This is a genomic window from Paracandidimonas lactea (assembly GCF_021653995.1).
Lineage (GTDB): Bacteria > Pseudomonadota > Gammaproteobacteria > Burkholderiales > Burkholderiaceae_B > Allopusillimonas > Allopusillimonas lactea.
The window spans coordinates 1-18,883 of the sequence record NZ_JAJJOZ010000003.1 but is presented as its reverse complement, the minus strand read 5'-3'; the positions used below and the strand labels follow the sequence as shown (position 1 = coordinate 18,883).

21 protein-coding genes and 1 tRNA gene are annotated in these 18,883 nt (G+C 60.6%); 14 read left to right on the top strand and 8 right to left on the bottom strand.

Annotated elements, in window-relative coordinates; translation table 11 throughout:
- Window positions 1–13 precede the first annotated feature (13 nt).
- The 4 genes from LOL23_RS06940 to tatC all read left to right on the top strand — a co-directional run bounded on the left by LOL23_RS06940 (window position 14) and on the right by tatC (window position 2,123).
- Entirely contained in the window at window positions 14–382 is a 369-nt protein-coding gene (locus LOL23_RS06940) for a histidine triad nucleotide-binding protein (RefSeq protein ID WP_160977129.1), read from the top strand.
- Window positions 383–397: 15 nt separating this feature from the next.
- On the top strand, window positions 398–640 hold the full coding sequence (gene tatA / locus LOL23_RS06935) for a Sec-independent protein translocase subunit TatA (protein WP_160977131.1): 243 nt from the start codon (window positions 398–400) through the stop codon (window positions 638–640).
- A 92-nt stretch (window positions 641–732) separates the two neighbouring features.
- Window positions 733–1,350 (top strand): Sec-independent protein translocase protein TatB, encoded by a 618-nt coding sequence (gene tatB, locus LOL23_RS06930; protein ID WP_237173343.1) that lies wholly within the window; start codon window positions 733–735, stop codon window positions 1,348–1,350.
- The gene (gene tatC, locus LOL23_RS06925) at window positions 1,347–2,123 is read left to right on the top strand and encodes a twin-arginine translocase subunit TatC (protein WP_237173342.1); all 777 of its coding nucleotides are present in this window, start codon (window positions 1,347–1,349) and stop codon (window positions 2,121–2,123) included. Before tatB ends, tatC begins: the two co-directional genes overlap by 4 nt.
- 431 nt (window positions 2,124–2,554) lie before the next feature.
- Here the strand turns inward: tatC and LOL23_RS06920 are convergent, their stop codons facing one another.
- Window positions 2,555–3,721, bottom strand: coding sequence for a S1C family serine protease (locus LOL23_RS06920; protein ID WP_160977135.1), 1,167 nt, complete (start codon window positions 3,719–3,721; stop codon window positions 2,555–2,557).
- Window positions 3,722–3,917: 196 nt separating this feature from the next.
- Between LOL23_RS06920 and LOL23_RS06915 the strand changes: the two genes are divergently transcribed.
- Complete coding sequence (locus tag LOL23_RS06915) at window positions 3,918–4,694, top strand: Nif3-like dinuclear metal center hexameric protein (protein WP_237173341.1); 777 nt, start codon at window positions 3,918–3,920, stop codon at window positions 4,692–4,694.
- Window positions 4,695–4,821: 127 nt separating this feature from the next.
- Here the strand turns inward: LOL23_RS06915 and mscL are convergent, their stop codons facing one another.
- A complete protein-coding gene (mscL, locus tag LOL23_RS06910) occupies window positions 4,822–5,277 on the bottom strand; it encodes a large conductance mechanosensitive channel protein MscL (protein WP_160977139.1) in 456 nt (151 codons plus the stop codon).
- Window positions 5,278–5,434: 157 nt separating this feature from the next.
- Between mscL and petA the strand changes: the two genes are divergently transcribed.
- The 6 genes from petA to LOL23_RS06880 all read left to right on the top strand — a co-directional run bounded on the left by petA (window position 5,435) and on the right by LOL23_RS06880 (window position 10,758).
- Window positions 5,435–6,073, top strand: coding sequence for a ubiquinol-cytochrome c reductase iron-sulfur subunit (petA, locus tag LOL23_RS06905; protein WP_160977141.1), 639 nt, complete (start codon window positions 5,435–5,437; stop codon window positions 6,071–6,073).
- A gap of 75 nt (window positions 6,074–6,148) precedes the next feature.
- On the top strand, window positions 6,149–7,537 hold the full coding sequence (locus LOL23_RS06900) for a cytochrome b (RefSeq protein WP_160977143.1): 1,389 nt from the start codon (window positions 6,149–6,151) through the stop codon (window positions 7,535–7,537).
- 21 nt (window positions 7,538–7,558) lie between these two features.
- Window positions 7,559–8,410, top strand: a complete 852-nt coding sequence (locus LOL23_RS06895; protein WP_202411615.1) for a cytochrome c1 — start codon at window positions 7,559–7,561, stop codon at window positions 8,408–8,410.
- 174 nt (window positions 8,411–8,584) lie between these two features.
- On the top strand, window positions 8,585–9,193 hold the full coding sequence (locus tag LOL23_RS06890) for a glutathione S-transferase N-terminal domain-containing protein (RefSeq protein WP_160977147.1): 609 nt from the start codon (window positions 8,585–8,587) through the stop codon (window positions 9,191–9,193).
- A gap of 9 nt (window positions 9,194–9,202) precedes the next feature.
- The gene (locus LOL23_RS06885) at window positions 9,203–9,652 is read left to right on the top strand and encodes a ClpXP protease specificity-enhancing factor (RefSeq protein WP_160977149.1); all 450 of its coding nucleotides are present in this window, start codon (window positions 9,203–9,205) and stop codon (window positions 9,650–9,652) included.
- Window positions 9,653–9,771: 119 nt separating this feature from the next.
- Window positions 9,772–10,758, top strand: coding sequence for a Bug family tripartite tricarboxylate transporter substrate binding protein (locus LOL23_RS06880; RefSeq protein WP_237173340.1), 987 nt, complete (start codon window positions 9,772–9,774; stop codon window positions 10,756–10,758).
- An 85-nt stretch (window positions 10,759–10,843) separates the two neighbouring features.
- Here LOL23_RS06880 and LOL23_RS06875 read toward each other — a convergent pair whose 3' ends face one another.
- The 4 genes from LOL23_RS06875 to LOL23_RS06860 all read right to left on the bottom strand — a co-directional run bounded on the left by LOL23_RS06875 (window position 10,844) and on the right by LOL23_RS06860 (window position 14,053).
- Entirely contained in the window at window positions 10,844–11,659 is an 816-nt protein-coding gene (locus LOL23_RS06875; protein WP_237173339.1) for a transporter substrate-binding domain-containing protein, read from the bottom strand.
- A 258-nt stretch (window positions 11,660–11,917) separates the two neighbouring features.
- Window positions 11,918–12,658 carry an amino acid ABC transporter ATP-binding protein gene (locus tag LOL23_RS06870; RefSeq protein WP_237173338.1) on the bottom strand — a complete coding sequence of 247 codons (741 nt, stop codon included), beginning with the start codon at window positions 12,656–12,658 and terminating at the stop codon, window positions 11,918–11,920.
- A gap of 50 nt (window positions 12,659–12,708) precedes the next feature.
- Window positions 12,709–13,356, bottom strand: coding sequence for an amino acid ABC transporter permease (locus LOL23_RS06865; RefSeq protein WP_160977155.1), 648 nt, complete (start codon window positions 13,354–13,356; stop codon window positions 12,709–12,711).
- 13 nt (window positions 13,357–13,369) lie between these two features.
- A complete protein-coding gene (locus LOL23_RS06860; RefSeq protein WP_160977157.1) occupies window positions 13,370–14,053 on the bottom strand; it encodes an amino acid ABC transporter permease in 684 nt (227 codons plus the stop codon).
- A 258-nt stretch (window positions 14,054–14,311) separates the two neighbouring features.
- Between LOL23_RS06860 and LOL23_RS06855 the strand changes: the two genes are divergently transcribed.
- Window positions 14,312–15,025, top strand: coding sequence for a FadR/GntR family transcriptional regulator (locus LOL23_RS06855; RefSeq protein WP_160977159.1), 714 nt, complete (start codon window positions 14,312–14,314; stop codon window positions 15,023–15,025).
- A 67-nt stretch (window positions 15,026–15,092) separates the two neighbouring features.
- Window positions 15,093–16,628, top strand: a complete 1,536-nt coding sequence (locus tag LOL23_RS06850) for a UxaA family hydrolase (RefSeq protein ID WP_237173337.1) — start codon at window positions 15,093–15,095, stop codon at window positions 16,626–16,628.
- Between the two features lie 99 nt (window positions 16,629–16,727).
- On the opposite strand, the gene LOL23_RS06845 is transcribed toward LOL23_RS06850, so the two are convergent.
- Together LOL23_RS06845 and LOL23_RS06840 are read right to left on the bottom strand one after the other, a co-directional pair.
- A complete protein-coding gene (locus LOL23_RS06845) occupies window positions 16,728–17,585 on the bottom strand; it encodes a fumarylacetoacetate hydrolase family protein (RefSeq protein WP_237173336.1) in 858 nt (285 codons plus the stop codon).
- A gap of 24 nt (window positions 17,586–17,609) precedes the next feature.
- A complete protein-coding gene (locus tag LOL23_RS06840; protein ID WP_160977165.1) occupies window positions 17,610–18,356 on the bottom strand; it encodes an SDR family oxidoreductase in 747 nt (248 codons plus the stop codon).
- A 309-nt stretch (window positions 18,357–18,665) separates the two neighbouring features.
- On the opposite strand from LOL23_RS06840, the gene LOL23_RS06835 reads away from it, so the two are divergent.
- Window positions 18,666–18,741 (top strand) — tRNA-Thr (locus LOL23_RS06835).
- Window positions 18,742–18,883: the final 142 nt, after the last annotated feature.

The following is an 18,883-nucleotide window of genomic DNA, read 5'->3' as shown; positions in this document are numbered from 1 at the left end:
AGGAACAACCTCAATGAGCGACAACTGTTTGTTCTGCAAGATTGTCAACGGTGAAATCCCTTCGAAAAAAGTCTACGAAGACGACGATTTCGTTGTTTTTCACGATATCAACCCGGCTGCCCCGGTGCATCTGCTGATGGTGCCGCGACACCATGTGGCCTCGATGCAGGACATCACAGAGCAGGATGCAGGTTGGCTGGGCAAGATGATGACGCTGGCCCCCAGGCTGGCGCACGACAACGGCTGCACACCGGGGCCCGAGGGCGGTTTCCGGTTGGTCATCAACACCGGCACAGAGGGCGGCCAGGAGGTCGCTCATCTGCACATGCATATAATCGGGGGCCATCGCCCCTGGGATAAACGCGCGGCTCCGGCCGCCTAACGGAGATGTAACATCATGGGTAGTTTCAGCATTTGGCATTGGCTCATCGTCTTGGTGATCGTGGCGCTGGTCTTCGGCACAAAGAAGCTGCGCAATATGGGCGAAGACCTTGGCGGCGCGGTCAAGGGTTTCAAGAAGGGCATGCGCGACGCCAATGAAGAGGCCGACACCAAGGCGGCCCCCGAAGCGGTCACGCAGCGCACGGCTCAGTCCGACGATACGATCGACGTCCAGGCCAAAGAAAAGAAAGACGCCTGAACGGCGCAGCTCCGATCATGTCATGCCCGGCATGCGCACAAGGCGCGCGTCCGGGCGGTTGTCTTTTCTTTTTTCAATGAGCATGCGGCATCATGTTTGACGTCAGCTTCAGTGAACTCATGCTGGTCGGGGTGATCGCGCTCATCGTGATCGGCCCCGAGCGGCTGCCCAAGGTGGCACGCACCTTGGGGCACCTTATCGGCCGTGCCCAGCGCTACGTCGGCGATGTCAAAGCCGATATACAGCGTGAAATGGATCTCGACGAACTCAAGAACATCAAGGGGCAGATGGAAGACGCGGCCCAGTCGGTAAAGTCCTCGATGGAAGCCGCTTCCAGCAGTCTGCGCGAGCCGCTCGATGACGCGCGCAAGGTGCTCGAAGATGCATCCCAGTCGCTTGGCGATATCGCACGCGACGCCGAATCGGGCGTCGACCCGAAGGCCCTGGCGCAAAAGGCGGTGGGTGTGCAGGGTGTTGCCGCCAGTGGTACGGTGAAGTCGCCAACGCAAAGCGACGCGACTGCGTCAGAATCCGACGCGGCTGAGGCTGCTGAGCAGGCGGGCGCCAGCGCGCACGCGTCGACAAGAGCTGTCCCGGCGTCCGCCGACACGCCTGCTGGCGCCAGTACGGCCCCCGAGAACGACTCCCTGTCCCTGCCTGGTTTCGACAATCAGGCCACGCCCGACACCAAAACAGGTAAGCCATCGTGACACAGCCGGACGCTACGCAGGACACATTTATTTCGCATCTGGTCGAGCTGCGCACACGTCTGCTGCGGGCAGTCATGGCGGTGCTCGCCGTGTTTGTTGTGCTGTTCATTTATCCGGGCCCATCGACCATCTACGATGTGCTGGCCGCGCCTATGCTGGCGTCGCTGCCGGAGGGCACGCGCATGATCGCCACGGGTGTCATCACGCCCTTCATGGTACCGGTGAAGGTGACGATGCTGGCGGCTTTTGTGGTGGCGCTGCCGGTGGTGCTGTATCAAGCCTGGGCGTTCGTGGCGCCGGGCCTGTACCAGCATGAGCAGCGCCTGGCGCTGCCGCTGATTGCGTCCAGCACGATACTGTTCCTGGCGGGGATGGCGTTCTGCTATTTCGTGGTTTTTCGTACGGTGTTCCACTTTATTGCAACGTTTGCACCGCAGTCGATCACGCCGGCGCCGGATATTGAGGCGTATCTGGGCTTTGTGATGACGATGTTTCTGGCTTTCGGCATTACGTTTGAGGTGCCGGTGGCGGTGATCCTGATGGTGAAGACGGGCATCGTTACTGTGGCCAAGCTGCGTTCTGCGCGTGGTTATGTGATTGTGGGGGCTTTCATTATTGCTGCGGTCGTTACGCCGCCCGATGTACTCAGTCAGTTCATGCTGGCGGCGCCGCTGTGTCTGCTGTTCGAGGTGGGGGTGCTGGTAGCCAGTATGCTGGAGCGTAAGTCTCAGGATGTATCGGAAAGCACGGAGGTCACCCGGGAGGGTGACTGACGGTCGTATTTTGTAGCTTGGCGTCGGTGCTTGCTCGGTGCTTGCACGCGGGCTTTTTGCTTGCACGGGGGTGGGCTTCTTTAGCCGGGGCATTTTTGCTTGCACGCGGGTGGGCTTCTTTAGCCGGGGCGCCGTGGCGGGACAGGCCGGTCGCTTCGATCGCTCGCCCAGCCTGTCCCGCCACGGCGCCCCTCACATGGAATGCTGTTGGGGGGTCGGGCAGCCTATTTGTTACGTGGTCGCTCACGGATGTTGTTGTTGGAAGCTCTACTCAGTCCCAACTGCTTAGTCGATGTCGCCGCGTACGGGGCGGGGCGCCTCGGCTCAGGGTGCCTGCGCGGGTAGCCCGAAGGGCCACCGCAGTGGGCCACGATCCCTGCGCGGTGACAGCGACGGGTTAGGACGCTAACCGAAGCAGAGATTCCGGCGGCTTACCCTTTGCGGATAGGCGGCCGGGTGCCCACCTTTATGTCTACGGAAACCTCGCGGCCGTTGCGCAGGACGGTAAGCCGCGCGGTTTCGCCAGGCTTCAATGGCGCGATCTGGTTCAGGAAGCCGATGGAATCGTAAACCTCTTGCTTGCCGATGCGCAGGATGATGTCGCCCACCCGCAAGCCCGCTTGGGCAGCAGGCCCGCCGCGCAGAATGGTGGCAATGATCACACCATGGTCGACCTTCATGTCGAATGCACGGGCCAGATCAGGGGTGATGTCTTGCGGCTCGATGCCTAGCCAGCCGCGCGTCACGGTACCCGTCTGGATGATCTGATCCATGATCGTGCGCGCCGCAGCGGCGGGGATGGCGAAGCCTATGCCCAGCGAGCCCCCGGTTTCAGAGTAGATGGCGGTATTGATGCCTACCAGCCGCCCTGCCGTATCCACCAGCGCGCCGCCGGAATTGCCCGGGTTGATCGCGGCGTCGGTCTGGATGAAGTTTTCGTAGATATTGATGCCCAGCCGGTTGCGGCCCATCGCGGAGACAATACCCATTGTCGTCGTCTGCCCCACTCCGAAGGGGTTGCCGATCGCCAGCACGATATCACCCGTGCGTACCACCGCTTCGTCTGAAAAATCGATAGCCGACAACTTAGGCAGATCAACCTTGAGGACCGCCAGGTCGCTTTCCGGATCGGCGCCCACAAGTTTGGCGCGCGTTTCGCGGCCGTCGCTTACGGCGACCTCGATGGCGTCTGCGGCCTCGATCACGTGATAATTAGTGAGGATATAACCGTCGCCACGCACGATGACGCCCGAACCGAGGTTGGTCGACTCTTTGCGGCGGCTGAACCCAGGTACCTCGCGAAACAGCCGCTCAAGCTCCGGGTCGGGCGGCAGCGGAAGCAGCGGCACATCGATGTGTTTGCGGGTATAGACATTAACCACCGATGGCGTGGCCCGGGCTACGGCATCCGCGAACGACGACACTGGCTGTGCGGTTCGCGCAGGCTTGGCCGGTGCGGCAGCCTGCCCGCGCACCCCTTCTCGCTCGGGCGCGACGGACATGCCTCGCAGCCAATCTGGGCGCAGTGTGGTGACGATGAATAAAATACCCAGGCATACCGTCACTGTCTGGGCAAATAACAACCACAATCGGCGCATAGACTATCTGATGAAAGAGAATGGCTGGCAGGCGGCGAAGGCCAGTACCCTCAAAGCCTACCGAGATGCGCGGCAGGCCGCAACCATGCACACACAGGGGTATACGCGACTTGGCGAGGCACGGCATGCTCGAACGCTGTGCACCCCATCACAACAGGCGCCGGCACACCGGCACCGACGACAGGATAATCAACCCATGAATCATGTTTCCACGCACACGCTGGCCAATTGGCTGGACGACACCCTGCAGGCAGGGCGCTTTAAAGACTATTGCCCCAACGGCCTACAGGTGGAAGGACGCGACACCATACAGCGTATCGTCACCGGCGTAACCGTCAGCCAGGCCTTGCTGGAGCATGCCGTGGCACGTGGCGCGGACGCGGTGCTGGCGCACCACGGCTGGTTCTGGAAGAACGAAGACCCGCGCGTGCGGGGGCCCAAGCGGCGGCGACTGGCCCTGGCGCTCGCCAACGAGCTGAATATTTTCGCCTACCACTTGCCGCTGGACGCCCACCCCGAACTGGGTAACAACGCTCAGTTGGCGCGCGTGCTGGGCCTGACGCCCGACCGCGACGACACTGGCGCACCGCTCACTTGCGGGCCGGGGGACCTGGTTTGGCTGGGTACATGCCCGGCGGTCGCCACGCTGGGGGATTTGGCTACATCTGTTAGCAAGCGCTTACATCGTGCGCCGCTGACTGTTGGTGATTTACAACGGCCCGTGCGGCGTGTGGCATGGTGTACCGGCGCCGCGCAAAGCATGATGGACGCGGCCATCGAAGCGGGCGCGGATGCCTATATCACCGGCGAAGTGTCGGAACCCACCTTTCACCTTGCCAATGAAACGGGCGTGGGCTTTATCAGTGCCGGCCACCACGCCACCGAACGCTATGGCATACAGGCGTTGGGCCAGGCCATTGCACAGCAGTTCGGTATCGACGTCGAGTTTGTGGATCTGGACAACCCGGTTTAGCGGCAACAAAAGAGCCATCCGAGCCTATACAACAATAAACAGGGCGCGCTGCGCGACATACTGTGCATGCAGCGCGCCCTGTGATGCTGATGGCTGCCCGGGCGAAGCCCAAGGGCGCGGCAGTGCCTTACCGCTTGCTGAGCAGATCGCGGATTTCGCGCAGCAGCACCACGTCTTCAGCCGGCGCAGGAGGTGGCGCCGCTTCTTCTTCGCGCTCGACGCGGCGACGCGCTGCGTTGACGGCCTTGACCAGGCAGAACACGACAAAGGCCAACAGAATGAAGTTGATGAAGATGGTGACGAAGTTGCCCCACGCCAGCAGGTTGGCGCCGGCCTTGGACAAGGCATCGTAAGTTTGCGGACCCGTATAGCCTTCGGGGATGCTCAATGCAATGAATTTACTGGTGAAGTCGATTTGCCCGCCCAGAATGAAGTTGATGATCGGCATGATGACGTCTTTGACCAAAGAATCGATGATCTTGCCGAACGCAGCGCCGATGATCACACCTACGGCAAGGTCGATCATGTTGCCCTTTACCGCGAACTCCCGGAACTCTTGCAAAAAGCCGCGTGCTTTACTCATGATTACCCCTCATTGCGCACCATGCGTGAAGTTGTTTTGATTTAACCCAGTACACCTGCATACTGGGGTATCGCTATAATACGCGGTTGATAAGTTTGTACCTAGCCAGAAATCGTGAAAAGGCAATGCCCGTGCGGGCATCAACAAGGATACTAGAATGAGTGACACAACGACACAGCTGGACGACTCCGGCGCGGTGGATCCCAATCTGCCGGTTGACCCGTCGCGGCGTTTCTGGGTGACCACCGCCTGTGCGGTGGGTGGGGCCGCAGGCGTGGCCACCGCCGTCCCGTTCGTCGGTTCCTTTGCTCCGTCCGAAAAGGCCCGCGCGGCGGGCGCGCCGGTCGAAGCCGATATCTCCGGTCTGGCGCCTGGCCAGATGATGACGGTCGAATGGCGGGGCAAGCCTGTGTGGATCCTTCGCCGCACCGAGCAGCAGATCAAAGACCTCCCCTCACTCGACAGCCAGCTGGCCGACCCTCAGTCAGAGCGGCCGGGTTATACGCCCGAATACGCCAAGAACGAATACCGCTCGCGCAAGCCCGAATACTTCGTTGCCGTAGGTATCTGTACCCATCTGGGCTGCTCGCCCACGCCCGAGTTTTCCGCGGCCGGCGGCCTGCCGGCCAACTGGAAAGGCGGCTTCCTGTGCCCCTGCCATGGCTCCACGTTCGATCTGGCGGGCCGTGTGTTCGCCAACAAGCCTGCACCCGACAACCTCGAGGTGCCGCCCTACGTCTTCTCCGACGACGGCACCAAAGTTGTCATCGGTGTCGACGAGAACAACAAAGCCTGATCACCGGATGGCGGCGCCTCGGCCCGCCCTCCGCACCGCACCCGTTACACAGAGAGATAAAAAAGGAGCCGTTTCATGGCTGGCGAGAAAACCGTCGATACGACTGGACTCTTGGGCTGGATAGACAGACGCTTTCCGCTGACGTCCCTGTTCAAGGAGCACATGTCGGAATATTACGCGCCCAAGAACTTCAATTTCTGGTACTTCTTTGGGTCCCTGGCGCTGCTGGTTCTGGTCCTCCAGATCGTCACCGGCATTTTCCTGGTCATGAACTACAAGCCCGATGCCAAGCTGGCGTTCGAGTCTGTTGAATACATCATGCGCGAAGTGCCTTGGGGCTGGCTGATCCGCTACATGCACTCCACCGGCGCTTCGATGTTCTTCGTGGTGGTGTACCTGCATATGCTGCGCGGCCTGTTCTACGGCTCGTACCGCAAGCCGCGCGAACTGGTGTGGATCTTCGGCGTGGCCATCTTCCTGTGCCTGATGGGCGAAGCGTTCTTCGGCTACCTGCTGCCCTGGGGCCAGATGTCGTACTGGGGCGCCCAGGTGATCGTCAACCTGTTCTCGGCCATCCCCTTTATCGGTCCTGACCTCGCCATCTGGATCCGCGGCGACTACGTCGTATCCGACGCTACGCTGAACCGCTTCTTCGCGTTCCACGTGATTGCGATTCCACTGGTGCTGATCGGTCTGGTAGTGGCGCACATCATCGCACTGCACGAAGTGGGCTCGAACAACCCCGACGGCGTCGAGATCAAGCAAGGCCCGAAAGACCGCTACGGCCGCCCCATGGATGGCATCCCCTTCCACCCCTACTACTCGGTGCATGACCTGGTGGGCGTGGCGGGCTTCCTGATTGTGTTCGCGGCCATCATCTTCTTTGCGCCCGAGATGGGCGGCTACTTCCTGGAATACAACAACTTCCTGCCGGCCGACCCGCTCAAGACCCCGCCGCATATCGCACCGGTGTGGTACTTCACGCCCTTCTACTCGATGCTGCGCGCCACGACGGCCGATTTCACCCTGGTGCTTACCGGCGCTGCGGTGCTCGCCGCCATCGTGCTGTTCATCAAGAGCAACCTGCAGGGTATCTGGCGCATCGCTGTGCCGGTGATCCTGCTGGTGGTGGCCGTCCTGCTGCGCGTCATCGATGCCAAATTCTGGGGTGTGGTGGCCATGGGCGGCGCGGTCGTCATCCTGTTCTTCCTGCCCTGGCTGGATCACTCGCCCGTCAAGTCGATCCGCTATCGCCCAGGCTGGCACAAAGTTCTGTACGCCATTTTCATTGTCAACTTCCTGGTGTTGGGCTACCTGGGCACGCAAGCGCCCAATCCCACGTTCAACCTCATGAGCCAGATCGGTACGCTGATCTACCTGGGCTTCTTCCTGCTGATGCCCGTGTGGAGCCGCTTGGGCACCTTCAAGAAAGTGCCCGACCGCGTCACGTTCCATGCTCACTAAGGCAACCCAACACGATACGGAATGATCATGATTAAAAAGCTGCTCAGCGTCATCGCCCTGTCACTGTCCTGCACGGTTGCGCTTGCCGCGTCCACCGTCAAGCTCGACACGGCGCCAGACCGCATCAATGACATGGCGTCGCTGCAGAACGGCGCCAAGCTGTTCGTCAACTACTGCATGGGCTGTCACAGTGCCAACTCGATGCGCTACAACAAGCTCACCGAGATCGGCCTGACCGACGAAATGATCCAGAAGAACCTTCTGTTCACGGGCAACAAGGTGGGCGATCTGATGACCATCGCCATGAAGCCGGAAGATGCCAAGAAGTGGTTCGGCACCATGCCGCCCGACCTATCCGTGATCGCGCGCGCCAAGTCCGTCAATATGGGTGCCTCGGGTGTCGACTACATCTACACGCTGATGCGCTCGTTCTACCGCGATACCACCAAGATCAGCGGCTGGGACAATACCGTGTTCCCCAACATCGCCATGCCCAATATCCTTTGGCAGCTGCAAGGCCCGCGCACCATGGACCGCACCACCGTGCACCAGGTAGAAAAGGCTGACGGCAGCAAAGCCTGGGAGCGCGTGACCGCCTCTTACGATGCACAAGGCTATTCCACCATCAAGACCGAGGTGCTGGCCGATTACCATGGTCACGCCAGCGACAAGGCGGTATTCACCTCGGCAGACCCGCGTGCTACGGCCACGTTCGATAACAACGTGGCCGACCTGGCCAACTTCCTGGGCTGGATGGCCGAACCGATGCAACTGCAGCGCAAGCAACTGGGCGTCTGGGTGCTGCTGTTCCTTGGCCTGTTCCTGGTGGTGGCATGGCGTTTGAACGCCGCTTACTGGAAACACGTAAAATAACGTGGTTATCACCGCAGATAACCGTAGTTAAGTAACCGATTCGCTTTGCAAGGTGCGAAGCGATTACACTATATAAGGGAAACAGGCGTAGCATGTACGCCTGTTTCCCTTTTCGGCAGTGTGATCGGCTGTGCGCCCGCCTGCCCTATTATTCTTGAGATTGGAACCCCCGACATGATGGTGCTTTATTCTGGAACGACTTGCCCGTTCTCCCAACGCTGCCGGTTTGTACTGTTTGAAAAAGGCATGGATTTCGAAATCCGTGACATCGACCTCTACAACAAGCCGGAAGATATTTCGGTGATGAACCCATACGGTCAGGTACCCATTCTTGTCGAACGCGATCTTGTCCTGTACGAATCCAACATCATCAACGAATATATCGACGAGCGCTTTCCGCATCCCCAGCTCATGCCGGCGGATCCTGTCATGCGCGCGCGCACGCGCTTGTTCCTCTATAACTTCGAAAAAGAGCTCTTCGTACACGTGTCGGTGCTCGAAGACCGATCGAACACCGACACACGGGCCCAGGAAACCGCCCGGCAGAACATCCGCGACCGCCTGGCGCAGCTTGCTCCCATGCTGATCAAGAGCAAGTACATGCTGGGTGAAGAGTTCTCGATGCTGGACGTCTCCATCGCACCGCTGCTGTGGCGCCTGGATCACTACGGTATTGAACTGCCCAAGAACGCGGCGCCGCTGCAAAAATACGCCGAGCGCATTTTCTCGCGGCCCGCCTACATTGAAGCGCTGACGCCATCCGAGAAGGTCATGCGCCGCTAAGCCACCACCATGCAAGAGTCTTCGACCAAGCCCTATCTGATCCGCGCGCTGCACGAATGGTGCACCGACAACGGCTACACACCACACATCGTGGTGACGGTAGACGCCAACACCATCGTGCCGCGCGCGCATATCCACGACGGGCAGATCACACTCAACATAGGCACCCTTGCCACCAACCGCCTCAAACTGGGCAACGACTACATCGAGTTCCAAACCCGCTTTGGCGGGGTTACAGAGCAAATCTATGTGCCAGTGGCGGCTGTGTCTGCCATCTACGCGCGCGAAACCGGCGCGGGCATGGGCTTCGACGTGGTCGCATCCGAGCCCTATCCCGGCACCGAACCTGCACCGGCGGAAGAAGGCAGCGGCCCCAAAGTAGTGTCAGACAACACAGGCCGCCCCCCCACACCGCCCGACGACGACCCCAAGCCGCCCCGCTTGACGATCGTCAAGTAAAAGAACAAGGCAGGCATTTGCAGGGGCCGCGCACCCGACTCCTTGCCGCATAAGCGCATACAATGTTGGCGCCGCACCCACTCCCGGGGGCGGCGTCGTTTATTTTTCCCGCGAAAGTCATGAAACTCACCAAGCATCTTCGCCTGACGGCGCTTGTGGCTGCAGCATGCAGCCTGATTCCCGTTGCCGCACACGCGGCGGAATGGCCCACCGGCCGGCCTATTACCATCATTGTCCCGTATGCCGCCGGCGGTTTCGCCGACACACGCATGCGTATGCTCGGCGAAGAGCTGGCCAAAGAGCTGAATGCCAAAGTTGTCGTCGAGAACAAAGCGGGCGCCGGCGGCGTGATTGGCACAGCCGACATCTCCCGCGCCAAGCCCGATGGCTATACGATCGGTAGCGGCAATCTGGCCCCATTGGCGGTGAACCCCACGCTGATGCCCAAGAACGTCCCCTACGACGTCAAGAAAGACATTGCGCCGATCATTTTGATCGAAGAAAGCCCGCTCATCCTCAACGTTAACAAGCAAGTGCCGGTCAAGAACCTCGCTGAAGTGATTGCGCTGGCCAAGAAAGACCCTGGCGCCCTCACGTTCGGCTCCTCGGGCGTAGGTGGTGCGCACCACCTGTCGGGCGAGCTGTTTGCATCCACGGCAGGCGTCAAGATGACGCACGTGCCCTACAAGGGCGGCGCACCCGCTGCAACCGACCTCATGGCCGGCCATATCGACATGATGTTCGAAATGGGTTACGCCGCGCTGCCGGCCATCCAGGCCAACAAGGTGCACCCCATTGCGGTCACCAGCGCCAAGCGCCTCGCCCTGCTGCCCGACGTGCCCACCGTGGCCGAATCCGGCCTGCCCGGCTTCGAGTCCTACAACTGGCAAGGCATTATCGCCCCTGCCGGCACACCCCAGCCTATCATCCAGAAGCTGAACGCGGCATTCAACCACATCCTCCAGAAGCCCGAGGTCAAAAAGGCCTTCGACGCCACCGGTGGCCAGATCGGCGGCGGCACGCCGGAACACTTCCGCGACTTCATCCAGAGCGAAACGAAGAAATGGGCTGAGGTAATCAAGACCGCCAACGTTACGGTGGATTGAAACCCGCGCCGGGCGCCCACGCGGGGCGGTATTACCCCGGTGCTGAAACATAGTCTGTGTGGGGCGTGATGCCACGCCCCACCGTTCAGGCCGACTCGCCCCCGGTTATTTCCTTGGGCAGGTCGGTGCCGTGGTATTTCTTGAAAATGGCGTTGATCTCGCCATTCTTCAGGTTCTCGCGGATCAGCGCGTCGAGTTTTTCCTTGAGCGCGGTGTTCTGCTTGGTGACGCCGATACCCATTTTGGCGGTGGCCATGACGACCTTGATGTCCAGCGCCTTGGCCGGGTCTTTCTTGTTCAGCGCCGCAACGATGGCGGGCGCGGTAGAAAAGATGCTGGCTTGGCCGCTGGTAATGGCGGTGATGGCTGTGGCGTCGTTCTCGAAGCGCACGATGTTGGTGCCTGCTGGCGCCAGGCGGGTAACATTTGCGTCGTTAGTGGTGCCGCGCGCAGTCACAACGGTTTTGCCAGCCAGATCCTCCATCTTGCTGATGGCGGCCGCCTTGGGCGCGGCGATCACCGACTGGATGGCCGCATAGGGCTCGGTAAAGTCGATGACCTTTTTGCGCTCATCTGTGATGGACAGGCTGGAGATGACGATGTCCGCCTTGTTGGTCAGCAGGAAAGGGATACGGTTGGCTTGTGTGGTGGGCACGATTTCCAGTTGCACCCCGAGCGCCTTGGCGATCAGGCGCGCGGTGTCCACGTCCGAGCCGGTTTCCTTCATAGCCTGATCTTTCATGCCATAGGGCGGCGCATTCAGGTCGATGGCCACGCGCAGTACTTTTTGCGCCATGATTTCTTCCAGCGTATTGGCCTGGACGGGCGTAACGCCCAAGGTCAGCATAGCGGTGGCACATGCCAGCGTGGCAAGCGTAGCGCGGCGGGTGAAGGGTTTCATTGTTGTCTCCTGAGGGATGGCATGATTGCCTGTCGTTGGGCAGCGGCAGCCGCTGCGCGGGCTTCTACTGCTGGATTTGGTACTGTTGGATTTGGTACTGTTGGATTTGGTACTGTTGGATTTGGTACTGTTAGATTTGGTACTGTTAGATTTGCTGCTGCGTGATTTGCTGCTGCGTGATTTGCTGCTGCATAACCTGCTTCTGCATAACCTGCTGCGTTGCTGCCGGCCTGCGCTGCCGCAGCCGTGGCACTTGCCTCACAGGCCATTGCTGACAAACTGCCTGAGTTCGGGTGTGACGGGCTGGCGCAGGATGTCGGGGCCACCCTCTTCGTGGATGCGGCCCTGGTGCATGAAAATAATGCGATGGGCCACCTTCATGGCGAAACCCATTTCGTGCGTCACCAGCACCATGGTCATGCCCCCACTGGCGAGTTTTTCGATTACGCGAAGCACCTCTCCGGTGAGCTGCGGGTCGAGCGCCGAGGTCACCTCGTCGAACAGCATGAGCTTGGGCCCCATGGCCAGTGAGCGCGCGATTGCCACACGCTGCTGCTGGCCGCCCGATAACTGTTCAGGATAGAAATCGATTTTTTCCAGCAGGCCGACCTGTGACAGCACCGATTCGGCAACCTCGCGCGCCTGCGCACGCGACATGCGGCGCACGGAGCGCGGCGCCAGCATGATGTTCTGGCCCACCGTCAGGTGCGGGAACAGGTTGTAGCTCTGGAACACGATACCCACATCCTGGCGCAACTGCTTGAGGTTCTTGCGCTGTATGCCGGCGCCAAACGTGTGGCCGCAGACGCGGATCTCTCCTTCGTTGATCTGCTCCAGATGGTCCATGCAGCGCAGCGCGGTGCTCTTGCCTGACCCGCTCTGGCCGATGATGGCCACGATCTCACCTTTGTTCACCGCAAGGTCGACGCCCTTGAGAACGTGGTTGTCGCCAAACCATTTGTGCACATTGCTCAGGCGGACAACTTCAGATGCGTGCATGCACAGCTCCAGTAGCGCCCGGCTCAGGCCGGGCTTGTGATGGATGAGACCTACCCGCGCGCAATCGTGAGCCGGCGCTCCAGGCGCAGACTCATCCAAGACAGCGGATAACAGATAATGAAGTACAGCACCGCCGCCGCACCGAAATACAGGAAGGGCTGGAAGGTGGCGTTGTTGAGAATCTTGGCGTTGTATGACAGCTCGGCAAAGCCGATGACCAGCGAGGCAAACGACGTGTTCTTGACAATCTGCACCATGAAACCCACGGTGGGCGGCGTAGCGATGCGCAGCGCCTGCGGCAGGATGACCTGGAACATACGCTGGGTGCGGCCCAGCCCCAGGCATTCGGCGGCTTCCCACTGGCTTTTGGGCACGGCCTGTATGCAGCCACGCCAGATCTCGCCCAGGAAAGCCGCCGATTGTATGGTCAGCGCCAGCACAGCGGCCACCATGGGCGGCACCGAGCTATAACCCACAATGGTGGGACCATAGAAACAGACGCCCATCAGTACCAGCAATGGCGTGCCCTGGATGAGGTTGATGTAGCCGAAGGCCGCTCCGCGTATGCCCGGGCTGTCGGATACCCGCATCAGCGCCACCGTCAATCCGGCGATGCTGGCAAATAAAAACGTCAGCACCGACAACACCAGGGTGCCCCAGGCTCCGTGCAACAGATAAAGCGCTTGTTCGTGATTCATGCGCGGCCCCTGATCATAGCGGCGTGCCCAGGCGGCGTCGACGCACGAACATGACTTTTCCGGCCAACCCGAAGGCGCCGCGCACAACAAAAGACATGGCCAGGTACACCACCCACAGCACAATGAATACTTCGAAGTTTCGGAAGGTGAGCGCTTGCACATTGCCCGAGATGCCGAACAGGTCTTCCGTGCCCACGGCAGACAGCACGCTGGTGACCAGCATCAGCAGCACAAACTGGCTGGTAAGGGCCGGGTATACGCGTTCGAGGGCGGGCGCCAGGATGACGTGCCAGTAAACCTGCAGCGGCGACAGGCCAAGGCACTCGCCCGCTTCGCGCTGGCTGCGCGGCACGGATTCGATGCCGGCGCGCACGATCTCACAGGTATAGGCGGTGATGTTGACCACCAGCGCCAGCACGGCGCCCGTGAGGATGGGCAGCGTGATGCCGATGCTGGACAGGCCGAAGATCAGGAAATAGCTCTGGATGATGAGCGGCGTATTGCGGATCACCTCTACATAGGCACCCACCACCTTGCGCAGCCAGGGCACGCCCGAACTGCGGGCGATAGCACAGAGCACGCCCATGCAGAAACCAGCCAATGTCGACCAGAACGACATGAGGAGCGTGGTGCGCACCCCCTGGAGGAACATGGGCCAGTATTCGAGCACGGCGGCGAAATCAAACTGATATGTCATCCCAAAACCCTGTTTTATGGGTGAAACAGCGAGCCTGGCGTTATGCTAACCGCACAAATTGGTAAAACCAGTTATCGATAACCCTAAAACGCGCATTTTTTTGGAATATTGGTTTGACCAGTTGGGCGTGCGTTTCCTACCATAGCTCCAGCGTTGGCGAATGCATCGTTTTCCAGCGTAGCGTTTTCAACGCCCCCTTTTTCACCGCCATTGGCCACGCACCGCGTGGCACAGGGCACATTGCCGGATCGCATTACGATGACTTCCGCCGCCCCCGCGCGCAATTTCCGCAGCTATCTGCACGTTGCCGACACGCTCAGGCGCGCCATCCCCACGCTTAAGGTGGACGACAATGGCCGCCTGCCTTCTGAGCGAGAACTCGCGGCACTGCTGAAAATCTCGCGCCCCAGCCTGCGCGAAGGGCTGATCGCGCTCGAACTGCGAGGCGAGATCGAGATACGCGTGGGCTCGGGCATCTATCTGCGCAACATCGAGGCCGCCCCTGCGCAGGCCGCCGCAACGCCGCTGGGCGACAGCCCGCACGACGTTAATCAGATGCGGGGCTTTCTAGAGGGCGGTGTGGCGGCCTATGCAGCCTTGCACATCACCCCCGGCCAACTGCGCCAGCTCCGGAAGAGCCTGCAAGCCATGCAGCGTGCGCTGCGCCAGCCCGGCAAGCAGCGCACGCAATCCATCACTGACGCCGACAGACAGTTCCACATCACCCTGGCCGAAACCACCGGCAACGCCTTGCTGCTGCAAACGCTGGGCGATCTCTTCGATCAGCGCTATAGCCCTGTTGCGCAAACCATGCACAAGCATTTCGACGATTTCGACGCCTGGCGCGTTGCCGTGCAAGAGCACCAGGATATCTACGAGGCCGTCGCGGCGCGCGACCCTTTGCAGGCGATGGCCGCCATGCAGCGCCACTTAATGCGCGCGCACGGCAGACTAATGACCATGATCGGCTGACAACAGCGCCGGGCCCGCGCATCAGGGCCGGGCGCCCTTTTTTCTTTCTTCGCTTCCAGGATCCACCATGCAGAAGAGCAACCCGCAGAAGACCACCATCCGGCTCAACAAACACGACAACGTCATCATTGCGACCACGCAGCTCATGCAGGGCCAGTCGGCGGACGGCATTGCGCTGCTGGGCTTGATCCCGTCGGGACACAAGATCGCCGCCTGTGACATCCCGGCCGGCACGCCGGTGCGCCGCTACAACCAGATCATCGGTGTTGCCACGCGCGACATCCGCGCCGGCCAGCATGTGCACACCCACAACATGGCAATGATGACGTTCGAGCGCGACTACAACTTCTGTGCGCACCGCCGTGATATTGCAGTCAATGAAAACGCGGATACCTTCATGGGGATCGTGCGCGAGGACGGCCGGGTGGCAACGCGCAACTATATCGGCATCCTGACGTCCGTGAACTGCTCGGCGACAGTGGCCAAGGCAATTGCAGACCACTTCCGCCGCGACATCAACCCGGCCGCGCTGGCGGACTACCCCAACGTGGACGGCGTGGTGGCATTGCCCCACTCCACTGGCTGCGGCATGGCCTCGGCGGGCGAGGCCATGGATATTTTGCGCCGCACGCTCACGGGCTATGCACGCCACGCCAATTTTTATTCTGTCCTCATGGTGGGCCTGGGCTGCGAAACCAATCAGATCGCCGGGGTAATGGCGGCCGGCAAGCTGCAGGAAGGGCGGCGGCTTTACACGTATTCAATCCAGGACGCGGGCGGCACGACAAAAGCGGTGGCACAAGGCATTGCACGGGTCAAGGAGATGCTGGCCGAAGCCAATCAAGTGCGGCGCGAACCTGTATCAGCGTCACACCTTATGGTGGGCCTGCAGTGCGGCGGCTCGGACGGCTACTCGGGCATTACGGCCAACCCTGCCCTGGGTGCCGCGGTTGATCGTCTGGTCAAGGCTGGCGGGACAGCAATCTTGTCCGAAACCCCCGAGATCTACGGCGCCGAGCACCTGTTGACACAGCGTGCCGTGAGCCGGGAGGTCGGCGAAAAACTCGTGCGGCGCATCAAGTGGTGGGAAGACTACTGCGCGCGCAACCACGCCGAGATGAACAACAACCCGTCAGCCGGCAACAAAGCGGGCGGGCTGACCACCATCCTGGAAAAGTCCTTGGGCGCGGTGGCCAAGGCGGGCACCACCAACCTTAACGATGTCTATGAGTACGCCGAGCCTGTGAGCAGCAAGGGCATGGTGTTCATGGATTCGCCGGGGTTCGACCCAGTCTCGGCCACGGGGCAGGTGGCCTCCGGCGCCAATTTGATCTGTTTCACCACGGGCCGGGGCTCGGCTTACGGCTGCGTGCCTTCACCCTCACTGAAGTTGAGCACCAATAATGCCTGTTTCGAACGACAGGAAGAGGATATCGACATCAACTGCGGTACCATCATCAGCGGTGAAGAAACCATCGATAGCCTGGGCGAGAAGATCTACCGCGGCATGCTGGCGGCGGCGTCGGGCGCCCCCACCAAAAGCGAGCTGCACGGCTACGGGCAGAACGAGTTCGCGCCCTGGCAAGTGGGCGTGACGGTGTAAATAAAGGCGCTGTTGCGCAAACGCCCGGGTGCCGCTTCTGCGTGGAACCCGGGCGTTTTTATGGCGCCAGCCTGGTACGGACAGCAGCAAGCCTGCCCGTCAGCGCAGCAATTCCGCGTTCCAGGCATGCACCTTCTGCTGCTGCTCGCCCAGGCCCTCAATGCCCAGACGCACCACGTCGCCATCCTTCAGGTACACCGGCGGCTTCTGGCCCAGGCCGACGCCCGGCGGCGTGCCGGTTGAGATCAGGTCGCCCGGATTCAGCGTGACGAACTGGCTGATGTAGTGCACCAGGTAGGCCACGTCGAAGATCATGGTGCGGGTATTGCCATTCTGGAAGCGCTTGCCGTTCACGTCCAGCCACATGGCCAGATTCTGCGGATCGGTCACCTCGTCGGCCGTCACCAACCAAGGCCCGATGGGGCCGAACGTGTCGCAGCCCTTGCCCTTGTCCCACGTGCCGCCGCGCTCGATCTGGTATTCGCGCTCTGACACGTCGTTAACCACGCAGTACCCAGCGACATGCTGCAGTGCATTGTCGAGCGGCACATAACGCGCCTTGGTGCCGATGACCACCCCCAGCTCGACTTCCCAATCGGTTTTCTTTGAGCCTTTGGGCAGCACGATGTGATCGTTCGGGCCGGTGGCCTCGGACCACTTGTTGAACAGAATGGGCTCGGACGGCGGCTCGGCGCCGGTTTCGGCGGCGTGATCGCTGTAATTGAGGCCCACGCAGATAAACTTGCCCACGCCAGCGTACGGCGTGCCGATGCGGCCAGGGTTGGCCACCACCGGCAGCGTGGCCGTGTCGATTGCCTTCAGGGCATCCAGCCCAGCCCTGCTCAGCGAGGCGGCAGTGATATCGGCAACCTTGCCCGACAAATCGCGTACCTTGCCGTCGGCGTCCAGGCAGCCCGGCTTTTCCTGGCCCACCGGGCCGTAACGCAGCAGTTTCATTACAATTTCTCCTCAACCATAAGTTCAGATAGACCAGCCGCCGTCGATGACGTGCGTGGTCCCGGTTGTAAACGCGGCTTCCTCGGAAGCCAGGTACGCCGCCAGCGCGGCAATTTCGTCCGCCTTGCCAACGCGCCCGACGGGCTGGCGGGCGATGAAATCAGCCCGAATGGCCTCTTGCGACTTGCCGTACTTCTCGGCTTGCAGGGCGATGCGGCCTTCGAGCGACGGGGATTCGATGGTGCCAGGACAGATGGCGTTGCAGCGGATACCCCGCCCGACGTAGTCGGCCGCCACCGACTTGGTGAGCCCAATCACCGCCGCTTTCGTCGTGCCATACACAAAGCGATTGGGCACCCCCTTGATGCTCGATGCCGCAGACGACATATTGATGATAGAGCCCGCGCCCTTTTCCAGCATGCCCGGCAGGAAGGCACGGATGGTGTAATACATAGAGCTGACGTTCAAGCGCATGGAGAACTCCCAGGCATCGGTATCTGTGGTGAGCACAGTGCCATCGTGCACAAAACCCGCACAATTGAACAGTATATCGATGGGGCCTGTGCGGCCGGCAAGCGCCCTGACGGCGGCCTCGTCGGTGGCATCAAGCCGCTCCACTCGGCACCCCTCCAGACCAGTCAACAGCCCTTCGTTCAGATCTGTCGCAATGACAGTCGCGCCCTCGCGCGCGAAACGCTGCGCCGTGGCGCGCCCAATACCCTGACCGGCGGCCGTAACCAGCGCCAGCTTACCCTCCAGACGTCCTGCCATTGAAGTTCCTTGTCATTGATTACGGAAAACGGCCTGCCATGAGGCAGATATTCATATAGAAAAATACATTTTTATATAGGAATAGATCGTAGTCGCGGCGAAGAGGCACGTCAATGGCTACAAGTGCCTACCATCTCAGCATTTTCCCCAACATAGCGCGATAATTGACCGCTGAACATGTCGGTCATATACGCCTATCTCCGGCCTATTTCTCTGTAATATGTTTTTATCTATAAAATCAAACCCATATCACTACGCAGGCACCCCTCTCCACGCCGCCTCCGCTTTTCGAGTAGAATGACGCCTTTCGCCGGTTTAGCTCAGTTGGTAGAGCAGCGCACTTGTAATGCGAAGGTCAGGGGTTCGACTCCTCTAACCGGCACCAGTGATTCAAGCACTTACGCCAATCCTCCGGGGTTGGCGTTTTGTTTTCCGGGTTCATGTAAGCACCTTGGGCTCTTCCCCACAAACGGGGGATAGGGCATTCATCAGACACGGCTAATCACACCGTTCCAGCCGCACAGGGC

Excerpts from the sequence above, each read along its gene's own strand:
- LOL23_RS06875 (WP_237173339.1), bottom strand. The coding sequence starts at position 11,659 with ATGAAACCCTTCACCCGCCGCGCTACGCTTGCCACGCTGGCATGTGCC.
- tatB (WP_237173343.1), top strand. The coding sequence starts at position 733 with ATGTTTGACGTCAGCTTCAGTGAACTCATGCTGGTCGGGGTGATCGCG.
- LOL23_RS06860 (WP_160977157.1), bottom strand. The coding sequence starts at position 14,053 with ATGACATATCAGTTTGATTTCGCCGCCGTGCTCGAATACTGGCCCATG.
- LOL23_RS06865 (WP_160977155.1), bottom strand. The coding sequence starts at position 13,356 with ATGAATCACGAACAAGCGCTTTATCTGTTGCACGGAGCCTGGGGCACC.
- LOL23_RS06845 (WP_237173336.1), bottom strand. The coding sequence starts at position 17,585 with ATGAAACTGCTGCGTTACGGCCCGGTGGGCCAGGAAAAGCCGGGCTGC.
- LOL23_RS06920 (WP_160977135.1), bottom strand. The coding sequence starts at position 3,721 with ATGCGCCGATTGTGGTTGTTATTTGCCCAGACAGTGACGGTATGCCTG.
- LOL23_RS06885 (WP_160977149.1), top strand. The coding sequence starts at position 9,203 with ATGCAAGAGTCTTCGACCAAGCCCTATCTGATCCGCGCGCTGCACGAA.
- LOL23_RS06890 (WP_160977147.1), top strand. The coding sequence starts at position 8,585 with ATGATGGTGCTTTATTCTGGAACGACTTGCCCGTTCTCCCAACGCTGC.
- LOL23_RS06940 (WP_160977129.1), top strand. The coding sequence starts at position 14 with ATGAGCGACAACTGTTTGTTCTGCAAGATTGTCAACGGTGAAATCCCT.
- LOL23_RS06900 (WP_160977143.1), top strand. The coding sequence starts at position 6,149 with ATGGCTGGCGAGAAAACCGTCGATACGACTGGACTCTTGGGCTGGATA.
- LOL23_RS06840 (WP_160977165.1), bottom strand. The coding sequence starts at position 18,356 with ATGGCAGGACGTCTGGAGGGTAAGCTGGCGCTGGTTACGGCCGCCGGT.
- LOL23_RS06855 (WP_160977159.1), top strand. The coding sequence starts at position 14,312 with ATGACTTCCGCCGCCCCCGCGCGCAATTTCCGCAGCTATCTGCACGTT.
- LOL23_RS06895 (WP_202411615.1), top strand. The coding sequence starts at position 7,559 with ATGATCATGATTAAAAAGCTGCTCAGCGTCATCGCCCTGTCACTGTCC.
- LOL23_RS06870 (WP_237173338.1), bottom strand. The coding sequence starts at position 12,658 with ATGCACGCATCTGAAGTTGTCCGCCTGAGCAATGTGCACAAATGGTTT.
- LOL23_RS06915 (WP_237173341.1), top strand. The coding sequence starts at position 3,918 with ATGAATCATGTTTCCACGCACACGCTGGCCAATTGGCTGGACGACACC.
- tatA (WP_160977131.1), top strand. The coding sequence starts at position 398 with ATGGGTAGTTTCAGCATTTGGCATTGGCTCATCGTCTTGGTGATCGTG.
- petA (WP_160977141.1), top strand. The coding sequence starts at position 5,435 with ATGAGTGACACAACGACACAGCTGGACGACTCCGGCGCGGTGGATCCC.
- mscL (WP_160977139.1), bottom strand. The coding sequence starts at position 5,277 with ATGAGTAAAGCACGCGGCTTTTTGCAAGAGTTCCGGGAGTTCGCGGTA.
- LOL23_RS06880 (WP_237173340.1), top strand. The coding sequence starts at position 9,772 with ATGAAACTCACCAAGCATCTTCGCCTGACGGCGCTTGTGGCTGCAGCA.
- LOL23_RS06850 (WP_237173337.1), top strand. The coding sequence starts at position 15,093 with ATGCAGAAGAGCAACCCGCAGAAGACCACCATCCGGCTCAACAAACAC.